The organism is Hungatella sp. (assembly GCF_046966825.1).
Window position 1 is genome coordinate 1 of record NZ_JBKVCZ010000123.1, and the last position, 19051, is coordinate 19051.

Annotated in this window: 22 protein-coding genes; 3 read left to right on the forward strand and 19 right to left on the reverse strand. The window is 43.2% G+C overall.

All coding sequences use genetic code 11. The features are described from left to right. The 11 genes from ACLTD4_RS26430 to ACLTD4_RS26480 form a co-directional block, all read right to left on the reverse strand. On the reverse strand, positions 1 to 729 hold a 729-nt coding region (locus tag ACLTD4_RS26430), incomplete at its 3' end, for a cellulase N-terminal Ig-like domain-containing protein (protein WP_412331688.1). Between the two features lie 32 nt (positions 730 to 761). Further along, entirely contained in the window at positions 762 to 1601 is an 840-nt protein-coding gene (locus ACLTD4_RS26435) for a carbohydrate ABC transporter permease (RefSeq protein WP_002602584.1), read from the reverse strand. Positions 1602 to 1612: 11 nt separating this feature from the next. Further along, positions 1613 to 2479 (reverse strand): carbohydrate ABC transporter permease, encoded by an 867-nt coding sequence (locus ACLTD4_RS26440; RefSeq protein ID WP_002602583.1) that lies wholly within the window; start codon positions 2477 to 2479, stop codon positions 1613 to 1615. Between the two features lie 86 nt (positions 2480 to 2565). After that, a complete protein-coding gene (locus ACLTD4_RS26445; RefSeq protein WP_412331689.1) occupies positions 2566 to 3642 on the reverse strand; it encodes an ABC transporter substrate-binding protein in 1077 nt (358 codons plus the stop codon). Further along, positions 3639 to 3920, reverse strand: a complete 282-nt coding sequence (locus ACLTD4_RS26450; RefSeq protein ID WP_412331690.1) for a hypothetical protein — start codon at positions 3918 to 3920, stop codon at positions 3639 to 3641. Before ACLTD4_RS26450 ends, ACLTD4_RS26445 begins: the two co-directional genes overlap by 4 nt. An 85-nt stretch (positions 3921 to 4005) precedes the next feature. Continuing rightward, on the reverse strand, positions 4006 to 5610 hold the full coding sequence (locus ACLTD4_RS26455) for an FAD-dependent oxidoreductase (RefSeq protein WP_117621271.1): 1605 nt from the start codon (positions 5608 to 5610) through the stop codon (positions 4006 to 4008). Between the two features lie 168 nt (positions 5611 to 5778). Beyond that, on the reverse strand, positions 5779 to 6270 hold the full coding sequence (locus ACLTD4_RS26460; protein WP_117621272.1) for a low molecular weight protein-tyrosine-phosphatase: 492 nt from the start codon (positions 6268 to 6270) through the stop codon (positions 5779 to 5781). 21 nt (positions 6271 to 6291) lie between these two features. Beyond that, entirely contained in the window at positions 6292 to 6426 is a 135-nt protein-coding gene (locus ACLTD4_RS26465) for a hypothetical protein (RefSeq protein WP_270466962.1), read from the reverse strand. Between the two features lie 217 nt (positions 6427 to 6643). Continuing rightward, entirely contained in the window at positions 6644 to 7699 is a 1056-nt protein-coding gene (locus tag ACLTD4_RS26470; protein ID WP_117621273.1) for a radical SAM/SPASM domain-containing protein, read from the reverse strand. Positions 7700 to 7747: 48 nt separating this feature from the next. After that, complete coding sequence (locus ACLTD4_RS26475) at positions 7748 to 10075, reverse strand: ATP-binding cassette domain-containing protein (protein WP_117621274.1); 2328 nt, start codon at positions 10073 to 10075, stop codon at positions 7748 to 7750. A gap of 52 nt (positions 10076 to 10127) precedes the next feature. Continuing rightward, the gene (locus ACLTD4_RS26480; RefSeq protein ID WP_117621275.1) at positions 10128 to 11567 is read right to left on the reverse strand and encodes a radical SAM protein; all 1440 of its coding nucleotides are present in this window, start codon (positions 11565 to 11567) and stop codon (positions 10128 to 10130) included. Positions 11568 to 12086: 519 nt separating this feature from the next. Here ACLTD4_RS26480 and ACLTD4_RS26485 point away from each other — a divergent pair. Beyond that, positions 12087 to 12305, forward strand: coding sequence for a putative holin-like toxin (locus ACLTD4_RS26485; RefSeq protein ID WP_117621276.1), 219 nt, complete (start codon positions 12087 to 12089; stop codon positions 12303 to 12305). A gap of 281 nt (positions 12306 to 12586) precedes the next feature. Here ACLTD4_RS26485 and ACLTD4_RS26490 read toward each other — a convergent pair whose 3' ends face one another. Beyond that, positions 12587 to 13279, reverse strand: a complete 693-nt coding sequence (locus tag ACLTD4_RS26490; protein WP_243008315.1) for a riboflavin kinase — start codon at positions 13277 to 13279, stop codon at positions 12587 to 12589. 9 nt (positions 13280 to 13288) lie between these two features. Next, entirely contained in the window at positions 13289 to 13933 is a 645-nt protein-coding gene (locus ACLTD4_RS26495; protein ID WP_117621277.1) for an ECF transporter S component, read from the reverse strand. 419 nt (positions 13934 to 14352) lie between these two features. On the opposite strand from ACLTD4_RS26495, the gene ACLTD4_RS26500 reads away from it, so the two are divergent. After that, complete coding sequence (locus tag ACLTD4_RS26500) at positions 14353 to 15333, forward strand: serine hydrolase domain-containing protein (RefSeq protein WP_117621278.1); 981 nt, start codon at positions 14353 to 14355, stop codon at positions 15331 to 15333. Between the two features lie 59 nt (positions 15334 to 15392). After that, positions 15393 to 15560, forward strand: coding sequence for a cysteine-rich KTR domain-containing protein (locus tag ACLTD4_RS26505; protein ID WP_025531373.1), 168 nt, complete (start codon positions 15393 to 15395; stop codon positions 15558 to 15560). Positions 15561 to 15743: 183 nt separating this feature from the next. Here the strand turns inward: ACLTD4_RS26505 and ACLTD4_RS26510 are convergent, their stop codons facing one another. From ACLTD4_RS26510 to ACLTD4_RS26535, 6 genes are all read right to left on the reverse strand, one after another. Beyond that, the gene (locus ACLTD4_RS26510; RefSeq protein ID WP_117621279.1) at positions 15744 to 16139 is read right to left on the reverse strand and encodes a hypothetical protein; all 396 of its coding nucleotides are present in this window, start codon (positions 16137 to 16139) and stop codon (positions 15744 to 15746) included. A gap of 61 nt (positions 16140 to 16200) precedes the next feature. Next, the gene (locus tag ACLTD4_RS26515) at positions 16201 to 16740 is read right to left on the reverse strand and encodes a PadR family transcriptional regulator (RefSeq protein ID WP_025531371.1); all 540 of its coding nucleotides are present in this window, start codon (positions 16738 to 16740) and stop codon (positions 16201 to 16203) included. A gap of 183 nt (positions 16741 to 16923) precedes the next feature. Continuing rightward, complete coding sequence (locus tag ACLTD4_RS26520) at positions 16924 to 17295, reverse strand: hypothetical protein (RefSeq protein ID WP_002602575.1); 372 nt, start codon at positions 17293 to 17295, stop codon at positions 16924 to 16926. 46 nt (positions 17296 to 17341) lie between these two features. Next, on the reverse strand, positions 17342 to 17836 hold the full coding sequence (locus ACLTD4_RS26525; RefSeq protein WP_117621280.1) for a hypothetical protein: 495 nt from the start codon (positions 17834 to 17836) through the stop codon (positions 17342 to 17344). 112 nt (positions 17837 to 17948) lie between these two features. Next, complete coding sequence (locus tag ACLTD4_RS26530; RefSeq protein ID WP_002602572.1) at positions 17949 to 18227, reverse strand: hypothetical protein; 279 nt, start codon at positions 18225 to 18227, stop codon at positions 17949 to 17951. 431 nt (positions 18228 to 18658) lie between these two features. Beyond that, positions 18659 to 19051, reverse strand: a 393-nt coding sequence (locus ACLTD4_RS26535; RefSeq protein WP_412331691.1) for a hypothetical protein, incomplete at its 5' end; no start/stop codon positions are given.

Consider the following 19051-nt stretch of genomic DNA (forward strand, 5'->3'; position numbering starts at 1 on the left):
GAAATACTCATAGTCCACTGAACGGCGCTGTTCCTCAGAAAACGCCTCCCCCCGGTCCACCGATCGGATAAATCCACCGCCTTCGCGGTGAAGTCTCATCGCATAATCCGCGCCCCAGTACGCCTCGTCGAGAAGCTCCTTCTTTAAGATTCTGCAGTCTCTTAACTCTTCTTTTTCCATCCGGTCCGCAATATCGAAGCAGACATAGGAAGGCAGAAGGGACTGCATGGGGTTGTAGACAGCCGTGTGGGACAGCTGGGTCAGATGGATTCCAAAGTCACCGGTGGCGTCATACCAGCCTCCGTGTAAATCCAGAGTCCCCTTTCTCGCTCCCGCAAATGGCACGTTCCTGTCGGCCTTCATCCACTCGCCGGAAGACCGCTCCCCCTTTAGATAAGCTCTGGATGCATTCACCATGCGCAGGTTCAGGAAATCACCGGTGACCGTGATGATCTCCGAACGAAATGCCTTCCCATCAGCATATCCGGCAAGCCGGTACGTCCCCTCCCGTCTGACATCGGAAAAGTCCAGGACGTAGTAGCAGCCCTCCGACCAGTCCGGGATCCGTTCCGGGCCGCTCACCGCCACGTGATATCGTTCCCCGTGATGCCGTTCCACGTTATCCGCTTCCAGCCAGGCGGTTATCTCCGCTGCCTCCTGTTCCAGCTCCAGAACTGCTGTTTTATAATCCGTCCCGTCGAATCCAATATGATTGACAAATACTCTCATCCAAACTCTCCTTTTTTCACTGCAGTACCGTTTTATCCTTTGACCGCACCCGCGGTCAGCCCCTTGATGACCATTTCCTGGGACATCATATAGAGGATGAGAACCGGGATCACCGTGATAAAGATAGCCGCCATCATGGCGCCGTAATCCGTGCCGTGCATGTTGCTGACCATGGTCAGTATCACGCAGACCGGTTTCAGCTTCTGGTCGGATATGTAGACCAGGGATGTAATCAGATCATTGTAGGACCAGATAAATACCATGATTCCCACGGTTGCAAACATGGGTTTCGACAGCGGCACCGTGATGTGCTTTAAGACCTGAAACGGTCCCGCGCCGTCGATGATGGCCGCCTCATCCAGTTCGTTTGGAAGGGAGCGCATATAGGACGACAGAAGCATGATGGCGAAGCAGAGATTGCCCGCCACCTGGGGTACGATAACCGCCAGATACGTTTCCCGGATCGGAAGGCGGCTTACCGTAACGAAGTTGGGGATCATAGTTGCAAATGCCGGAACCAGAAGACAGGCTACCATGCCGGCCTCCACCACCTTTCCGACTCCCGAATCGAACCGTCCCAGACCGAATGCAGCCAGGCCTCCGAAACAGACCACTCCCGCCACCACGCCTCCGGATATCAGGAAGCTGTTAAAGAAGGAGCGGAACATATTCACATCCGGATACGAAAAGATGGAACGGTAATTGGAGAAATCCAGGCTTTTCGGAAAGGCTACTCCATTTAACAGAATTTCTTCCGAAGGCTTAAACGAATTTTCAAATACCCACAGAATGGGAATCACGGTTATAAGAAGCCAGAAAATGAGAACCGCGTATAACAGGATACTGCTGATTTTTAGTTTTTTATTTCCCATGCCGTCTCTCCTTACTCTTCGACATCGGCCTTCAAAAGCTTCCGAAGCCCGATGGTCAGCAATACGCCGATGATAATCATCACCACCGCGATGGCGCTGGCGTATCCGCCGTTGTATTTCTCAAAAGCAGTCTGGTACATATAGGTGCTTAGCAGCTGGCTGGAATTCATGGGGCCGCCCTTGGTGATCACGTAGATGGTGTCAAATACGCGGAAACATCCGGATACGACGAGCACTACGGTGGAAACCAGCACATCTTTCAACATCGGTATCGTAATATAGAAAATCTTCTTCACCGGGGTTATGCCATCCAGCATGGCGGATTCGTAGATGTCCTCCGGAATCTTGGAGATACCGGTTAAGAAAATCACGAAATAGAAGCCGATATACTGCCACAAAACAGGGATCAGGGCCAGATAGATCGCGGTCTTAGGCGTGATCCACACCTGCTTGTCATATCCCAGAAGTGTGACAAAGTAATTTAAAAGTCCGTATTCATACTTGTAAATCAGAGTGAACATCAGGCCGATCGCCGTACCGGAAATGACGATCGGGAAGAAGTAAACCGTCCGGAACAGTTTAAATCCGTGATGGGCGCTGTCCACCATGATCGCCAGCAAAAGCGCAAATCCCACCTGGAAAATCAGCACGCCCGCGATCAGAATCGCCGTATTTTTAAATGCCACGGGCATGACCATGTCCGAGAAGATCCGCTTATAATTGTCGAGACCAATCCATTCACTGGTAAGCGCAAAATTATACCAGGAAGAAAAGCTGTATATTACCGTCTTTATGAGTGGATAGATCAAAAACGCCATAATCAGGATCATGGCCGGCGCGATGCAGATCCAAACATATTTTTTACCTTTCAGTGCCACGTTTTTTCCTCCTTGCTATGAGCACACGGAGGCTGTACCCGTCTGAGCACAACCCCCGGCTTTCATCACTGTCTTTCCCGTCTGCCTTACTGACCGGACTCATTCAGCTGTTTGGCCTGTTTGAGCACCTCCGCGCTCGTCATCTGGCCTTCGCAGACGTACTGGATTCCATTGTTTAAGGTCTCATACGCCTCATGATTCACCTGAGAGTCGAGAGCCGCATCCTGGTACTGCGCCTTCTCCAGCATGGTTACTGCGCTCTTTAAGAGTTCGCTGGAATTCTCCGGTGCGTCGCAGACGATGGCAGGGCTTCCGCCGTAGGCGATGAATCTGGCCATGGTCTCCGGTGATGTCATATATTTTAAGAATTTTAAAGTCTCTCCGCTTCTCTCATTGGCCGCTTTTGTCATATGCCATCCGGAGGAAAATCCTGCAATCGCACAGTTTTCACCACCTGTACCGCCCGGAAGCGTCGGCATGGAGATGATTCTCATGTCCGGATTGCCCTGAAGGCTCTCTGTACACCAGGAGCCATTGATCATCATAGCCGCTTTTCCTTCTGAGAAGAGCAGTCTTACATCATCTTCTGAGATGGTGAAGGTGTCCTTCGGCAGTCCGCCTTTCTGGTAAAGCTCTGCGATGCAGTCGATGGCAATGCCCCAGCTGTCGTCAAAGTAATTTCTGTGGTTTTCCTTGCCTGAGGCGCCCATAATGAAGTTTTCCGTGGTGATATACGGCATTCCCAGGGACATGGACAGCGTCACAATATCGTTCTGAGAAAATACTTCGTTTGCCTTCATGATATTTTCCCATGTGGTCGGCTCTTCCAGTCCGTACTGTTCAAACAGCGCCTTGTTGTAGAACATTCCTTCATAATATCCGATGAATGGAAGCGCGTACTGCTTTCCCTGATACTGAACATTTTCCAGCGGGGACTCCTTGAAGTTTCCTGCCCATTCCGGGTCTGCCTTCAAAATGTCTCCAAAATCCACGAACAGCCCTGAGTCCTCGAAGGTCTTCGTATAAGCCTCGCCCGTATAGTAAAGAACCAGGTCGCCGGATTGCCTGCGCCAGATCGGCCTGAACCTTCGTCTTGAATAAATCGTTGCTTCCTGAAGTCGGCTGGGACTCGTCAACGATAGTGATGCCGGATGGTCCTTCATGTAATCGGCACAAACCTCTTTCCAGACCGGCGCGTAGGCATCAGAACCTGCAAATACGTGACACGGATATCTTCTTTTACAGTTCCTTCTGCAGCATTCCCCCCGGCTGTTTCCGTCTTTGCGGAATCCTCTGCGCCCTTACCGGCTTCCGTCTTTCCCGCTTCGGTCTGCCCCGCTTCCGTCTTGCTGTCCGCCGTGCCGCCCGCACAGCCCCCCAGCAGTGCTCCGGTTACCGCCAGAGCCGTCATCAGTGCCACAGCTTTTCCTGTTTTTTTCATGATTCCTTTTCCTCCATTTTCATGCGACTTTGCGCAGTTTTTGCTATTTATATTGATTTATTGTCTGCCTTATTTATTTGGAGCTTTACCGGCTCTCCCTCACTGCGCTCTCCACAGCGATTCTTCCGTATACCAGAGCCAGCGAATGGCTCAGGCCAGGCACGGTCAGAGGATAATCCACGGCTACCCGGTTTCCCTGCACATTTCCCGCAGCGTACAGACCGGGAATGATCGCTCCTTCTGTGTCGTAGCAGTGGGCCTCTTCATCACTCTGGATTCCTCCCATAGCCGCGATCATGACTGCCGGTGTAAATTTTGCTGCATAAAATGGCCCCTGTTTTACTGCAAACAGCCGTTCTTTTCTCTTGCCGTAGTCCGTGTCCTCCCCCTGCTCACAGAGACGGTTGTACTGTTCCACCGACGCAAGCGCCGTATCTGCAGGAAGACCCGTTTTCACAATCAGCTCCTCCAGCGTCTCCGCTTCCAGAAGAACGCCATCCTCCACCGCTTTCCGGACATACTTCGGCGCGATGTAGTTGTCGATAAAGCAAAGCTTATCATAAACCGTCCCGCTCTCCAGCTCCTCATCTTCCATGACGAAGCACACAGAGCCGTGGTTCGGATACTCCTTCGGTATATAGCTTCTCCAGTTCCCGTCCACGATCTGCCACGCCGTCTTATCCGGCAGATTCTCGATCTGACTGCCCAGCTGCTGTCCCGGCGCGTCCTCATTGACAAACCGTTTTCCACGGGTATTGAGAAGCAGGAAATCCGCTACGCCGAACACACTCCCCATATGATGAGCGCAGGGCGCGTGGGCGCTGTCCTGAAGCTTCGCTCCGGCCCAGAGTGCCATCTTATGGCCGTCACCCGTGTTGGATGGCTGCCGGTCCATGTCGTAGCTGGTCCACTGTTTCGGCGTTTCCAGCATTCCGGGCAGGAACCGTTTCAGCATTGCTTCATCGCTCATGTAATCTCCCGTAGCCAGAATGACACCCTTTGAGGCGTAAGCCTTTATAAGGCCGCCTTCCCTGGTTCCGGCGATCACGCCTTCCACCCGACCGTCACCGTTTTTCAATAGCTTTTTTACCCGTGTATTGAAGAAGGAGGTCACATTTCCCGTCTTCTCAGCCAGTTCAAAATTACCGCGGCACAGGGCGATATGGGATGGACGAATCCATGCAGTCACCTGGTAGCATTTGAAATTCTCCTGGGCGTTGTCAAAACCTTCCGGAAGAGGCAGACGCCTCGGCTGTATATAGCATTTTACGCCTTTTGGCGGGACCTGATCGGTACGGTCCAGGACCGCAATATCTTCCAGCCCCTCCATGTACCAGTCGAACGCCTTTCCAGCTTCCTCCGACCAGCGTTTCAAAATATTCTGACTGGCCTTATAGGCCATGTCGTGCATCAGATTGTTGACAATCTCTGTTTTATTCATATGATCCCGTCCCCATCGCTTCGCCACCTTGCTGTCCATGACGGCGAAGTCTCCGGATCTGGCCTGAACACATCTGCATTTTTCAAAGAGAAGAACCTTCTGCCCCATCTCCGCCGCCTGCCTGACGGCCGCCACTCCGGCCAGACCGCCGCCTACCACAATGATATCCGCGGACACTGTTTCGGTTATGGTTTCTTCCCTGATCTGTGGCTCTTCTCCCAGCCACGCTTCCCCTCTATATTGATTCAAGGCTGTTCACTCCGTTTCTTTTTTCTTATTATATAATGCACAATTTATATCCACAACTATCACAACTGATAGTATATTTTCACAAGAAAATAGAGGGGTATTTTGCATCCCCTCTTCATAAAAGGTCTCCCTTCCGCTTAGTACCGAAAAACAGGAGGCTTGCTATTTTCAGCGGTTTAAAGACTCACATCTGTCAATATAGTCAAGCAGCGCCTCACATCCTTCACAGATATCCCGGTAGGTAGAATCAAAATCTCCGGTATACCACGGGTCGTCGATATCCCTCGGATTCGGCCCAAAGTCCAAAAGCCTCGAGACTTTTCTCTCCGGGTCGCTTCCCAGAATTCTCATCATGTTGGTAATGTTCCACTGCTCCATCCCGATGAGATAATCGTACTTGTCATAATCGGCCTTCGTCATCTGCACTGCCCGTTTTCCTTCTGTGGAAATACCGTACTGGCGCAGTTTATTCCTCGTTCCGTGATGAACCGGATTGCCGATTTCCTCGCGGCTGGTAGCCGCGGACGCAATGTAAAAGCGGTCGGCCTGACGGCGTTTTTCTACCATGTCCTTCATGATGAACTCGGCCATGGGGGAGCGGCAGATGTTGCCCAAGCAGACGAATAGGATATTGATTGTCTTCTTATTATAATTATCCATTCCCTCTATCTCCTTTTATTTTTAATACATAAAGTTTACTATAATTTCATACCAGGAACAAGCATAGTTTTCGCGCATTCGTTTTACAGGTTTGTCATGGCTTCGTTTTCCATCGGTCATTTGCACTTTGTGTACTGTTTGCTTTTGCCTTGCCATAATAAAGGCCTCCTATGATTTTGTTTTATCATAGAAGACCTTATAAATCTTTAATTACAGAAAAAGCTTTCACAGACTCATAAAACTGTTTGTATAGGTTGCGTTTGGATTACAAAACTTGTATCTCGCTTGTAAAGCCTACATTTTGAATTACAAAGTAGCATCTCGCCTTACAACTAATCTCTTTTAAAAATTTTCTACATTAGCATTAGTTGTGTCATAACATTTCATAATACTCACGCTTATGCTTCTGAATTGCATTATAATTAAAATTCTTCCAAATAACTGGACATCCCCCATAACAAACATCCAATTTATTGCACTCTTTACATTCTTCTGATGGGTACTTTTTCAACTTATCAATCACATCTCTATAGATATTTTTTTCTCTCCATCCTTTAAATTCTTCATATGATGAAAAATCGCTTCCAAGTCTTCCGATTTTATTTTCGAAATGCATATTACAAGGAATCAAATTCAGTTCCGTATCAAAGGTAATTCCATTCTCATTATGAATTTGGCACGGAAAGGCTAGCTTTCCTTTAAGAACTTCTAACTGTTCCTCTGTATAAATGCATAGCGGAAAACTATATTCAATCCACCATTCCTCCGTTATCTCATTTAACTCATCAACTTGCATCATGAAATTCTCTATCAAAGCAAACGGATTATTTTTCTTCCAATATGTATCTTCATCATATTCAAATTTTTCATTATCAATCACAAATGTAAATGAAAACTGTTTTGCACCATTTTCAATAGAATTTCTTACAGTGTCACATAATGAACCAATATTCTCCTTTGTCAGCACCATCGAACATGTATACTCTAACGACAAATCTGAAAGATTCTGTACTGCTCGATTTTGTAATTCAAAACATGCTACGCCTACCAAGGCCTTACATTCCTCTTCATTTTTACCTTTAAGAGAAATATCAACATAACTCACACCATTGGTAGCAAGTTCATTACAAAACTTTCTATTTTCCAGCATTATTCCATTGGTAGCAATAGCAACTTCCATTTTATGTTTCCTTGTTTTTATATATTCCAATATATCAAAAAATCGAGGATATAATGTAGGCTCTCCACCTGTAAAAACTATGTATTTGACTCTTGCCTCATCACAAAAATCAATTACTTTTTTCAAATCATCATATTGAATTATATTATCTTTTCTGTATTCTGTTTTTTTGGCATAGCAAAAATTACATCTTAAATTACATTCTCGTGTTAAAGTAATTGTACATTGATCTATTTTTATTTTATCCAAGCAAATAAACCACCTTTCTTAAGTATATATCATTTTCTTAAATGCCATCTATTGACCAATATTAAATAAGGATGATTTATTATTTTCAAAAACTTCCTTTGGAAGTCCCTGTGCTACAATAATTCCTCCACGACTACCACCCACTAATCCAAAATCTATTAGATAATCTGCAACATGAGCAATAAACTCTATATTATGTTCAACAATCAGGATTGTATCCCCTTTTTCTTGTAATGAGAATAAAACATTTTCAAATTTTAAAACATCAACACAATTTAATCCAGATGTTGGTTCATCTAGGATGTATAAATTCTGTCCTTTTGATGGAGTTCCTAATGCTTTCGCCAATTTAATTCGTTGAGCCTCACCACCTGATAAATTCATAGACATTTGACCTAATTTTAAATATCCTAACCCTAAATCAATCATACTTTTTAACACAGAATGTATTTTAGTTGAATCCTCAAATGTTTCAATCAATTCAGAAATGGGAGTTTCCAATACATCTTGTATTGTCATTCCCTTGTACTGAACCGATAATATCTTTTCATTAAATCTTCTTCCATTACATTCTGGACACGTTATATAAGAACTTGGCAAGTAATTCAATTCAATTTTTTGAAGACCAGTACCCTGACAGCATTCACACCTTCCACCTTTCACATTCATACTAAAAAATGAAGCACTAAGTTTTAATTTCTTTCCCAATTCTGTTTTTGCAAAAATCGAGCGGATTTCATCATATATTTCTAAATATGAAACCACTGTCGATCTAGGTGTTTTTCCAATAGGGGCCTGATTAACTTGCAACACTCTCTTAATATCCCATTCACCTTCAACATCTACGCAATACCCATCTTTTTGTGAAATTAATCTTTTTGATATTACAGTTGTTAATGAAGTCTTTCCTGAACCAGAAACTCCAGTTATGCATGTAATTCCACTTATAGGAAATTTAACATTCTGATTCTTAATATTCCTAAAGGTAATATTATTAATTTTAATGTATTTTCTCAGATCTCTAGGTCTCTTAAACACCAAGCAGCTTCCATATTCCAGTTGATTACCCCCTTCTAGTATATAGCCACCTTCTGGTCCACCGACTGGTCCCAGCTGTATAATATTATCAGCTGAATTAATATATTGTTTATTGTGCTCTATGGCAATTACCGTATTATCATTATCTACCAACTTATGGGTAGCCTGAATAATGTGTTTTATATCTCTGTAATGCAAACCTTTACACGGTTCATCCATAATATATATCAAGCCTTTAAGAGAGCAAGATAATTGCGCTGCTATTCGAATTCGTTGTCTCTCCCCCCCTGACAATGAAGGTATCGTTCTACTCAAACATAGATATCCCACATTCAATTGAATCATAGATTCAACCTTAACTAGTATACTATTTATCAATTGAGATACGAGCTCTCTTTTTGTTTTTAGAATATCACTAAAATCAAAATCTATAAGCCATTGTTTAAGCGCTGTTAATTCCATACTTTCAACTTCAAAATAGTTCAAGTTATTAACCAAATAACGCAATGCCTCTTTTCCTAATTTTGCTCCACCACATATATGGCATGGTATTTCATCCATATACTTAGAATATACAGTTGAAGACATTGTATTGTCGGTCTGTGTCACTCTTTCCATTATCTCTGATATAGCACCTTGAAGAAAAACGAAATGTTGTTTTCTTCTTTTCCCTTCTTTATAACTCAATTTATACTTAATTTTTTCATTAGAGTACAACAATTTATAAACCTCTTTATCCGTAAGTTCTGAAACCTTCTTATTGATATCAATTCCATATTCTTCACAAAGTGCCTCCAAATATTTTTGTTCCTTACTCTCCGCTGCACCTTTATAATACAAAATCGCACCATCTCTTAATGTTTTTTCTTTATCAGGAATCAATAATCGTTCTGATACAATTGTCTCAATTCCTAGTCCAAGACAATTAGGACAAAATGATTTCGGGTTATTCGATGAAAAAATATTCTCAGAAATGATATTATCTATATCGCTATTAACAATTGCAAATAATGATCTTAAGTAATATGATATTTCAGTTGTCGTCCCAATTGTAGAACGTGGATTCACATTATAATAGTTTTGTGAAATATTCAGTGCCGGACGCAAATTTTCGATTTCTCTGACCTTGGGTTTATTCATCAATTTTTGTCCATATACATTACCAGTCATACCTTCTAGAAAACCGCGTTGACTTTCAGCATAAATTGTATCAAAAACTAAAGACGATTTTCCACAGCCTGAACATCCTGTTACACAGGTAAATTTTTCCAAAGGAATATCCAGACTAATATGTTTTAAATTATTCTCATATGCGTCCCTAATTATTATTTTCTCCATCCAAACACCTCCAATACCAGATTACACTCCTTATTTATTTTGTTTTAAAAGATTACCTACAATTACATCTCTGAAAATCCACTTTCTTATGAATCATCGCTGCAACCTCGCAGTGATATTCATCGATTTTAAAAGGATTACCATCTGGATTTTCATTCGAATTGGACATCATACACACTGTGCAATAGCCTCTATTATCACACTTCATACATCTTGAAAAACTTGACCATTTAATATTTCTCAACCTTCGAATATCTTCGGATTCTTCCCATACTTCTTTAATTGTTTGCTTGCTTAAATCACCAATTACATTTGTCTGCCATCCTATACATGGAAAAACTGTTCCTTCAGCAGACACACAAAGATAATACCTACAAATTGAACAAACAGGATCTTCCGCTTTTTGTTGGCATTTTTCACTTGCTAACTGATATAAAGTGTTAATATACTCTGAAGAAGTTTGTTTATCAAAAGCTTTTTCTATCTCTCCCAAGGTCAATCTATGTATCAAATTACAATTTGTATGGTCATATGAAGCAAAAATCACATACTCAGTTGCAATAGCAATATTATTTTCTTTTGCCCACTTGACTACATCTATAAAGGTGCCCTGATTCTCTTTCATGATAGGGCAAGAAATTTGTAATGGTATTCCATTCTGTTTTAGTCTTAATAAACTATTCTTTGTTTTTTCAAAGCTACCTTTAACCTTTGTAATCGAATCATGTACTTCCGAATTCATTGAATAAATAGAAGTCTGGACTGAGAGCAATGGATTCTTCTTCATCTCTTCAATAATCCTGTCTGTTAACAGTGTTAGATTAGTAAGAACATTTACTGACAAATCTAATTCTCTGCACTTGATCAAAAATTCCACAAAATCCTCATGCAATAAAGGCTCTCCTCCAGACAGTGTTACATTGATAATATTCATTTTTCTGCCATCTTCAATGACTCTGTAAAAAAGATCCGAACTAATCATTTTAGTTTTATACTCATGTGGAATATAACAATGCACACATCTTTCGTTACACTCATTTGCGATCTCTATATGAAGGCTTCGCAGAAAATCATTTTGATGAAATATTTTTTTTGAACAATCTCCACTTACTATTGATTCTCTAAACTCTGAAACACTTACCTCAACTTGTGATTTATCATCAGGTTTTTTCTCACAATCTTCCAACGTTTCACCGGAAATCAAAAATCCAGCCTCTACAAATATATTATAAAACTCAATCGTATCATTTTTTAATTCTTCGTAATCAACGTCAATAAAAATGTTTAGGAATTCTTCGACAATTGAATCAATATGTTTAGGAATTTTACTTAATGCATCAAGCATCACAGCACCACTTTCAGAAACATATTCTTCACCTGGCCACTCACTATTATCATTTAACCACCTATATCCAAACATTGAATTATCAGTTATATATCCATACTCCTCATATTTTCTAAACATAATACTATCTTTAATTTTAAAATACATATAATCTATCCTTAGTGTCAATCTGTTATACAGACACACCAACCTTTCTTTTTTATTAGCCAAATCAGATTCATATCAGTTAATTAACATTAAACTAAATAAAAGGGCACAGCTACACTGTACCCTTTCACGCCCTACATAACATGCATCCAATTAAGCTCTCTTTGAACATGGTCTACCACATGGAGATCCGTTGCCACATACTGCTCCGTTAACCACTTTCTTCTTCAAAACTACTGGTTTAGTATATTTCATTGGGAACATCCTCCTTTCGTGTATCTTTTTTTTAATTATATAATACTTAAGTTTATTTTGCAAGCTACCTATCCTCAGTAATAAAAAATCATTTTTCTGCGTCCTTCTACACTTTTCCTTTCACATACATTCAATCCTATTGAAAAGCCTAGGAGCATATTGCCGTGGCAAACGAAAAGGATATTGATGGTGCCTTTGTTTTGGTTAGTCATTCTTGTATCTCCATTTAAATTTGATAGGTAAAGTTTACTATAATATCAAAGAATGGACAAGGGAGAGATTTTTCTTAAAACCCCCTTTACATCCGGTTTATCATTTAATATACTTTATGTAGGCAGTTCCTACTGCTGGGTGACTTCCATCTCCGAAAGGGGGTGGTATAACAGGAGTACATATGAGACACTTTCTTTAATGATTGCGTTTGGGGTGCTTATCGTTATGATTATAGGTACAAAAATAGTCACCCGCCTCCCAAAGCTGTAGTGACTATTCTTTATAAATCTACGCAGATTCTTGAGCAAATGGTGTAGTAAGCAGAAAGATATTGCTACTGCCGAAAGCTGGCCCGAACTCATACTATACAAAATATACAGTCCACCGGTCAGGGAGTTAATCAACTGAATATTCTGAATCTGGTCATCTGTAGAACTAAAAATGCGTTCCCATTGAATTTTTGTTGGAGTATTTTCGCTGTGTATACATACAACAAAGGTTCTATGTCACCAATGATTTTCTTTTTATATGCCCAGACGCCCTTTTCTATCCTACTTCAACTGAATCCTATAACCATACCCAACTACAGTTTTAATAAAATCATGCTGAACAGAATATACCTTTATTTTTTTTCTTATCTGAAAAATCGTATTCTCCACCGCATGGCAATATCCATTTGACGCTTCATGCCAAACTGCTTCATAAATTTGTTCCTTTGTAAATGCAACTTCCGGATTTGAGTATAACATATATAAAATATCAAACTCCTTTTTGGACAAGGACAGCTGTTGATTATCAACTTTTACTGAATGAGTTTTTATATCCATGTACAAATGCAATGAGACAGGCTTTATTCCCCAGAACTCCGATGAAGCCAGGCAATCCAATCTGATTTGTTCTAATAAAAGCGATAAATTATCAAATTTCAGAGGACTGCGTATTTTTCTATATAGCTGTATTTCCATGGTATTCCCATATATCTCTTTATTAAAATTCAAAATATGCGTTTCCACAGACAGGTCACGATCGTTGTCGATGGTCGGACGTGTTCCTATATGGGTAATTCCATAATATACGTTACTGTCCAGCATCACCTTTGAAATATACACCCCCGCCTCCGGCAAATCACTTTTGTTTACGACTTTCAGATTTGCCGTAGGCATACCAACCAATTTACCAATCCCGCGTCCATGGATCACAATTCCTTGTAACACGAAAACAGGGAAATGCTTCATTCTTTCCATTTTATTTCCTCATATTATCCCGTTCATGGATAGGATGAACAGAATACAGCTGATCATGATCATAACAGTTACCAAAATCAATCCTGCAGGCCGTTTTTTACCTTGCTTTACAGATGCCGTGACGTAACCGCCTTTTCTTAATGCAGTTATAACAGGCTTGTACAGTAAAAACGTAAATCCCCCATTAAGCCCCGATTTAAGCAAATTAAATGGGAGAAATGCCGGGATCAGTAATTTAGCTACCGCTTCTCTTGGATACCCCATATAGAGCGGCGTGACAAGATAATTCCATAGCATCATGACTGCAGTCATCGTCACGCCTCCAACGGTCAGCCCGATGACAGCTCCTGTCAATGTACGTTTTCTCTTATAAATTACCGAAGCGGTACAGGCGAATGAACAGGAGGAAATTATATTCATTATACAGCCAATAATCCCCGTTTCACTGACCGAAAGCATTTCTAAAAAAGACACAATCACGGAAACAATGCAGGAGGTCATCGGCCCCCATATCAGTCCGCCTAAGGCTATGACCGCATCTTTCGGATCATATTTTAAGAATAATACAACTGGAAAACGCCCGAAAACCATAACTACGTATGAGACTGCGCACAACATTGCAATGGCAGTGATATTCTTCGCTTTGCTGTTCATGTTCTATCCTCGATCCCCTTAAAAAAATTAGCATCTGAAAAATGTCCTTCAGGTGCTCATAAACGTTACAGATGGTACAACCAGAGGCTTGCGGTCTTTACCGCCAGTCGGGTATATCACCCTGCCCTGACCCCCTCTTATTCCGTTGTTATAATCATCATACACACAAAATTCTCTGCTTGCAAGATGCCGGACCGATTTCGGAACTATTTCGGAAAAGAGCAAGTTTAAGGAAAAATTTTTAAAAAAGTTGTTGAAAAACATTTTTAATGCATTTACCCTATAGATATGAGGAGGTAATCCCATCATTTGAGGAGGCAGAACCTGGCTGAAACGACACCAACGAATGGGTATCTGATAAAAGGTACCTGATCATGGCTGCCCGACAACGGCGCCTAATGACAAAGGAGACGAACAATATGAATCAGGAAAAGATCGCTGCATTGGAAGAGATCATTGATAATCGTTACAGTAATACTGCCGGCATGATTGTTTTAAAGAATGGAGAAACACAGTACGAGGGCTATTTTAACGGATGCACGGCCGCCAGCTGCATCAACATTTTTTCGGTAACAAAAAGTATTATTTCTATCCTGATCGGCATCGCCGCCGACAGAGGGGAAATCCAGAGCGTCAACCAGAAGGTGCTGGACTTTTTCCCGGACTTCCCGGTTGAAAATTACAACGAAGGGGAAACAACGATACGGGATATAACGCTTCGGGATCTGATGACAATGACTGCCCCGTACAAGCATCAGGAAGAGCCGTATCTGGAATATTTTACAAGGGATGACTGGGTAAGCACCGCGCTGGAATTATTGGGAGGGCCGGAAAAGGCAGGGAAATTCCGCTATACGCCCTTTATTGGCCCGGATATCCTGTCCGGCATTCTGGTAAAGGCAACCGGACAATCCGTGCTCGAATTTGCGGCGGAACATCTCTTCGCGCCGCTCGGTATTACGGTGAAAGGCAATGTAACCCTGGAAAATGAAGAAGCACACTACACCTTTATGAATGCCAGAGACGTAAGCGGCTGGGTGATGGACTCGAAGGGGATTCATGCGGCGGGATGGGGGCTGACGCTCACGGCCAGGGACATGGCGAAGATCGGCCAGCTTTACTTAGACGGCGGCAAATGGGAGGGGAAGCAGATCGTCTCTGCCCAGTGGATTGCCGAAAGCACAAGGGAGCACAGCCGGTGGGAGGAATTAAATCTGCCCTACGGATATCTGTGGTGGATCGCAGATGATAATGCATTTGCAGCCATGGGAGACAGCGGTAATACAATTTATGTCAACCGGGAGAAAAAGCTTGTCATCGCCATCGCTTCTCTTTTCAAAGAAAATACCGGGGACAGAATGGACTTCATAAAAGAATGTGTGGAACCCATGTTTGCATAATCCGGACATGGAATTGCCGGTTAGGAGTGTGAGAGTAAATGATGAATGCCATGTGGTTACTGTGTCCGATTTGTGGGAACAAGACACGAATGAAAGTAAGAGATGACACCGAACTAAAGAATTTCCCCCTGTACTGCCCCAAATGCAGACAGGAAAGTCTGATTGATCTAAAACAGCTTCAAATAACAATCATAAAAGAGCCAGACGCAAAGACGCAGAGCCGATAATTCAGAAGTTTATAAAACTTCGAATTACCGGCTCTTTCTATTTTGCACTTCAGCCGCCGGAGCAGGCCATCTGGTTATCATAAAAGCCAGCCTATCGCCTCCTCAAAATCATCCATGCAGTTTACTGCAAACTTCAGATGGCTGCCCCGGCGTTTTACACAGTGCTTCCATCTATCCTTCTGTTCATGAATGGTCGCTGACAAGCCAGGTCTTCCCCTCCTCCATATCCGTGCACAGATAATATCGCCCGTCGTCCAATATTCCCGCCTTTTTCATGGCACAGCGTAAGACTCTCAGATTTTTCCTGTCCGCGGCAATGGATAGTTTTACGATTCTGGGACTCAGCCGGCCTATGTGCCGTATCACAGCCTCCAGGACTTCAGGCGTTAAAGAAGTCTCATAGAGATCGATCATAATCCTGCGCCGTTCCGGAGATTCCAGGATAAAACGCTCTTCTTTCTCAATCATTCTATACAGAGACTCCGCATCATCAAAATAGCTTCCATAATGGATTCCGTGAAAATAACCGCCCTTGTAATAGTAAGGGCTTAAAGCACCGCTCGGTGACTTTCCTGACATAAGTTTCCCCCATTTCCCAATCCGCCTCACCGGATTTTCGCTTATTCATACTGGCCTGCTCCTATTTCGCAGTCAGTTCCTTCAGCACTTTCCCTTCCCGTATATGGCGGCACCACTCGATGGTCTTCTCCGTAACACTTATTCCGTAATAAAGAGTCGACATTTTATAGTAACAGCTGTCGAGATGATCCATATGACTGAGGCTCTTCTCTAAGGCTTCCAGCTCGCGCAGATAGCTTATATTGTTGTTCTCATACAGGAGAAGCTGGGTGTCCCGGATCTCTGCCGGCAGTCTGTCGAAAAAGTATACTTTCGCCAGATTAAGGTTCGTGCCGTCCAGAATATTCATCGGCGACGACAGCCATTCTAAAAAACTGGATTTCCCCTCTTCCGTTATGTGATAAAAGATCTTCTGACGGCCGCCCTGCGGCTGTTCATACGTCGTCACAAAATCCTTGCCCGTCAGCCGCTTGAGCGCGGGATACAGACTTCCAAAGCTGGCCTTATAAAAGACTCCGAAGCTTTTCTCGATATTCTTCTTAATATCGTATCCGGTTAAATCTTCATCATATACAATCCCCAGGATCAATGATTCGAGCATGGCTCCTCCTTCTGAATTAAGCTTCTATATATCTAGCAGATATATCTATTAGATATATTATAATGGAGAGAAACGAAAATGTCAATCTCTATTTTAAAACCTGCACAAAAATACGCAGCAGTTCCGTTTTTCGGCAAAGCCCCAGGGCAAGCGCCGGAACGAAAAACTGCTGCAGTAATCCATTTAATCGTGAATTCCCTTTGTCATCGGAATCAGCATCAGAAGTGCAAGTATTCCCACCAGGCCAATGATGACACCCGGAATCATTTTGTCAAATACCATGCACAGGCACATGCCAACGCCCAGCAGCAGCGCCCCCAGCACACCGGCCAGTACCGATCCGACGGTCTTTGCATTCAGCCTGATGGGGCTCTTTCCTTCCATTCTGCGCCATACAATTACAGTAATCAGAAGAATGATAAGGCCGGCCACACCGGCTATGATGCCTTTCTGGAACATTCCCCACTCTTCAACCAGTGCCATGCACATTCCCAGTGCAAAAAATACGATACCGACGGTGCCAAGAATCAATGCTACGAAATTACTTTTTTTCATATCGAACCTCCATTTTTATATTTTTATTTAATATTCTATTTTTATTTTAAATAATATCCTGTTCCATTCCTGCCAGGCAGTGCTGTGTCTCCAACAGGCGTATAAAATGATTGGGCAGGTAGAAGCACGGCTTGCGGGACAGCCGCAGCGCTTTCGACTCTAATAAGAGTTCTGCCACAAACTGAGAACAGAAATAATGATTCTTCCAGTACAACGGCAGCCGGAGAACACAGCATAGTACTCCCAGACGGGTATACCGGTAGTTCTCCCTGTTTTCAAGAAAATACCGGATTCTCTCCTCGATTCGCTCATAGACGGTATCCGAAACATTAAGGCGATAGAGGCGGCTGCACCGGACTCCCCGACGCCTGTGTTTTTCCGTTGTTTCCACGGCAAAGCCACGGTAATTAAAGCTGTAAAACTGTGTCGGCTGGCCTCCCAGCGCAATCGAACTGTGGGTATACCCCTGTCCTCCGATGTAGTAAACCAGACTGGAAATCCAGTCGGAATACTTTGTAAGTAAAATACATATCTGCTTCATCACAGGAATTTATGCAGTGTCATACTGCCTTTTCTGCGAAGGACCGCAGCCGCAGCCACAATCGCCATAACCGCGGCGCCGGCTGTTATCACCATACCAACCGCTATCTTATTCATTTGTCCACCTCCCCGCTCTCCTCCTCATCACATCGTTCCAGAAACGCATCGACGAAGGCATCTTCCACCTTTTTATACGCCCCCACCACGCCATCCTCGATTTTCTTGTACGCTCCTTTGACCGACTCTCCTGTTTTTCCTGTCTTCAAGCGGTATCCTGAATCGGAAACCGCATCCTCCTCCAGAAATGCATCCGTAAATTTCTTCTCCACCTTCTCATAAGCACCTATTACTTTTTCCCCGACTTTACCAGGTTTTAAACGATATTCAGCCATCTTAATCTCCTTTCACGATCCGACCGGCAATACGCCGATTCCGAAATACAGTATCTCTTAACGCAACTACATCTCCCATGACACCCGTTATGAGCAGTGCATTTACATTATGAAATGCTGAGTTTATAAACAGAAACAATTACATCCAGAAAGAACAGCAATGATACCAACAGACAGAGCCATTTTCTGGTCTCATACGTCAGCTTTTGAATCCATCCGGCGCAGCATGAGAGTCAGCCTGTCATCGCTCTTACTCACAGGCCCTGTCTTTCGTCTGTGTATTATCATTCACCGCCTTTCTCAATGGGATATAGAGAGTATAGCCCCTCTGTATTTCTTTCTTGTTTGATTTTTGTTTCTGTAATATTAAAAAGCGGCAGCTTCTCACGTAATCATTTACTTTTACGGGAGAAGCTGCCGCTCATGCTGTTTCAAATCAAAAGGTCACTGCCCTTTTCACAAATTTCGTAAATCTCTTCATACTTGTCTTCTATTAATGGCGATACCTTTGCCGACTTTTTCCTCAGCAGCGCCCGGTATAAAAAGTATGGAAGAATCCAACCGGTAAAACCGGGGACCGCCAGCAAAATACAGAGAACCACCATCGGCGGTTCAGCCGTAACAGCGAACACCGAGCCGGCCATAAACGCGGTTCCCATGATTCCGGTAACAAGGGCTCCTATGACAGCGCCCGAGCGTTTGGACTGCTCCAGAGCGTCGATCTCAGCGACACAGCTGTCAAAGTTCCTCTGCAGACGGGTCAGCTCCGCCCTGTTGCAGATTTTTCTGTCTCTCCGGAAGCGCAGAACTGCACGGCCCGCGGT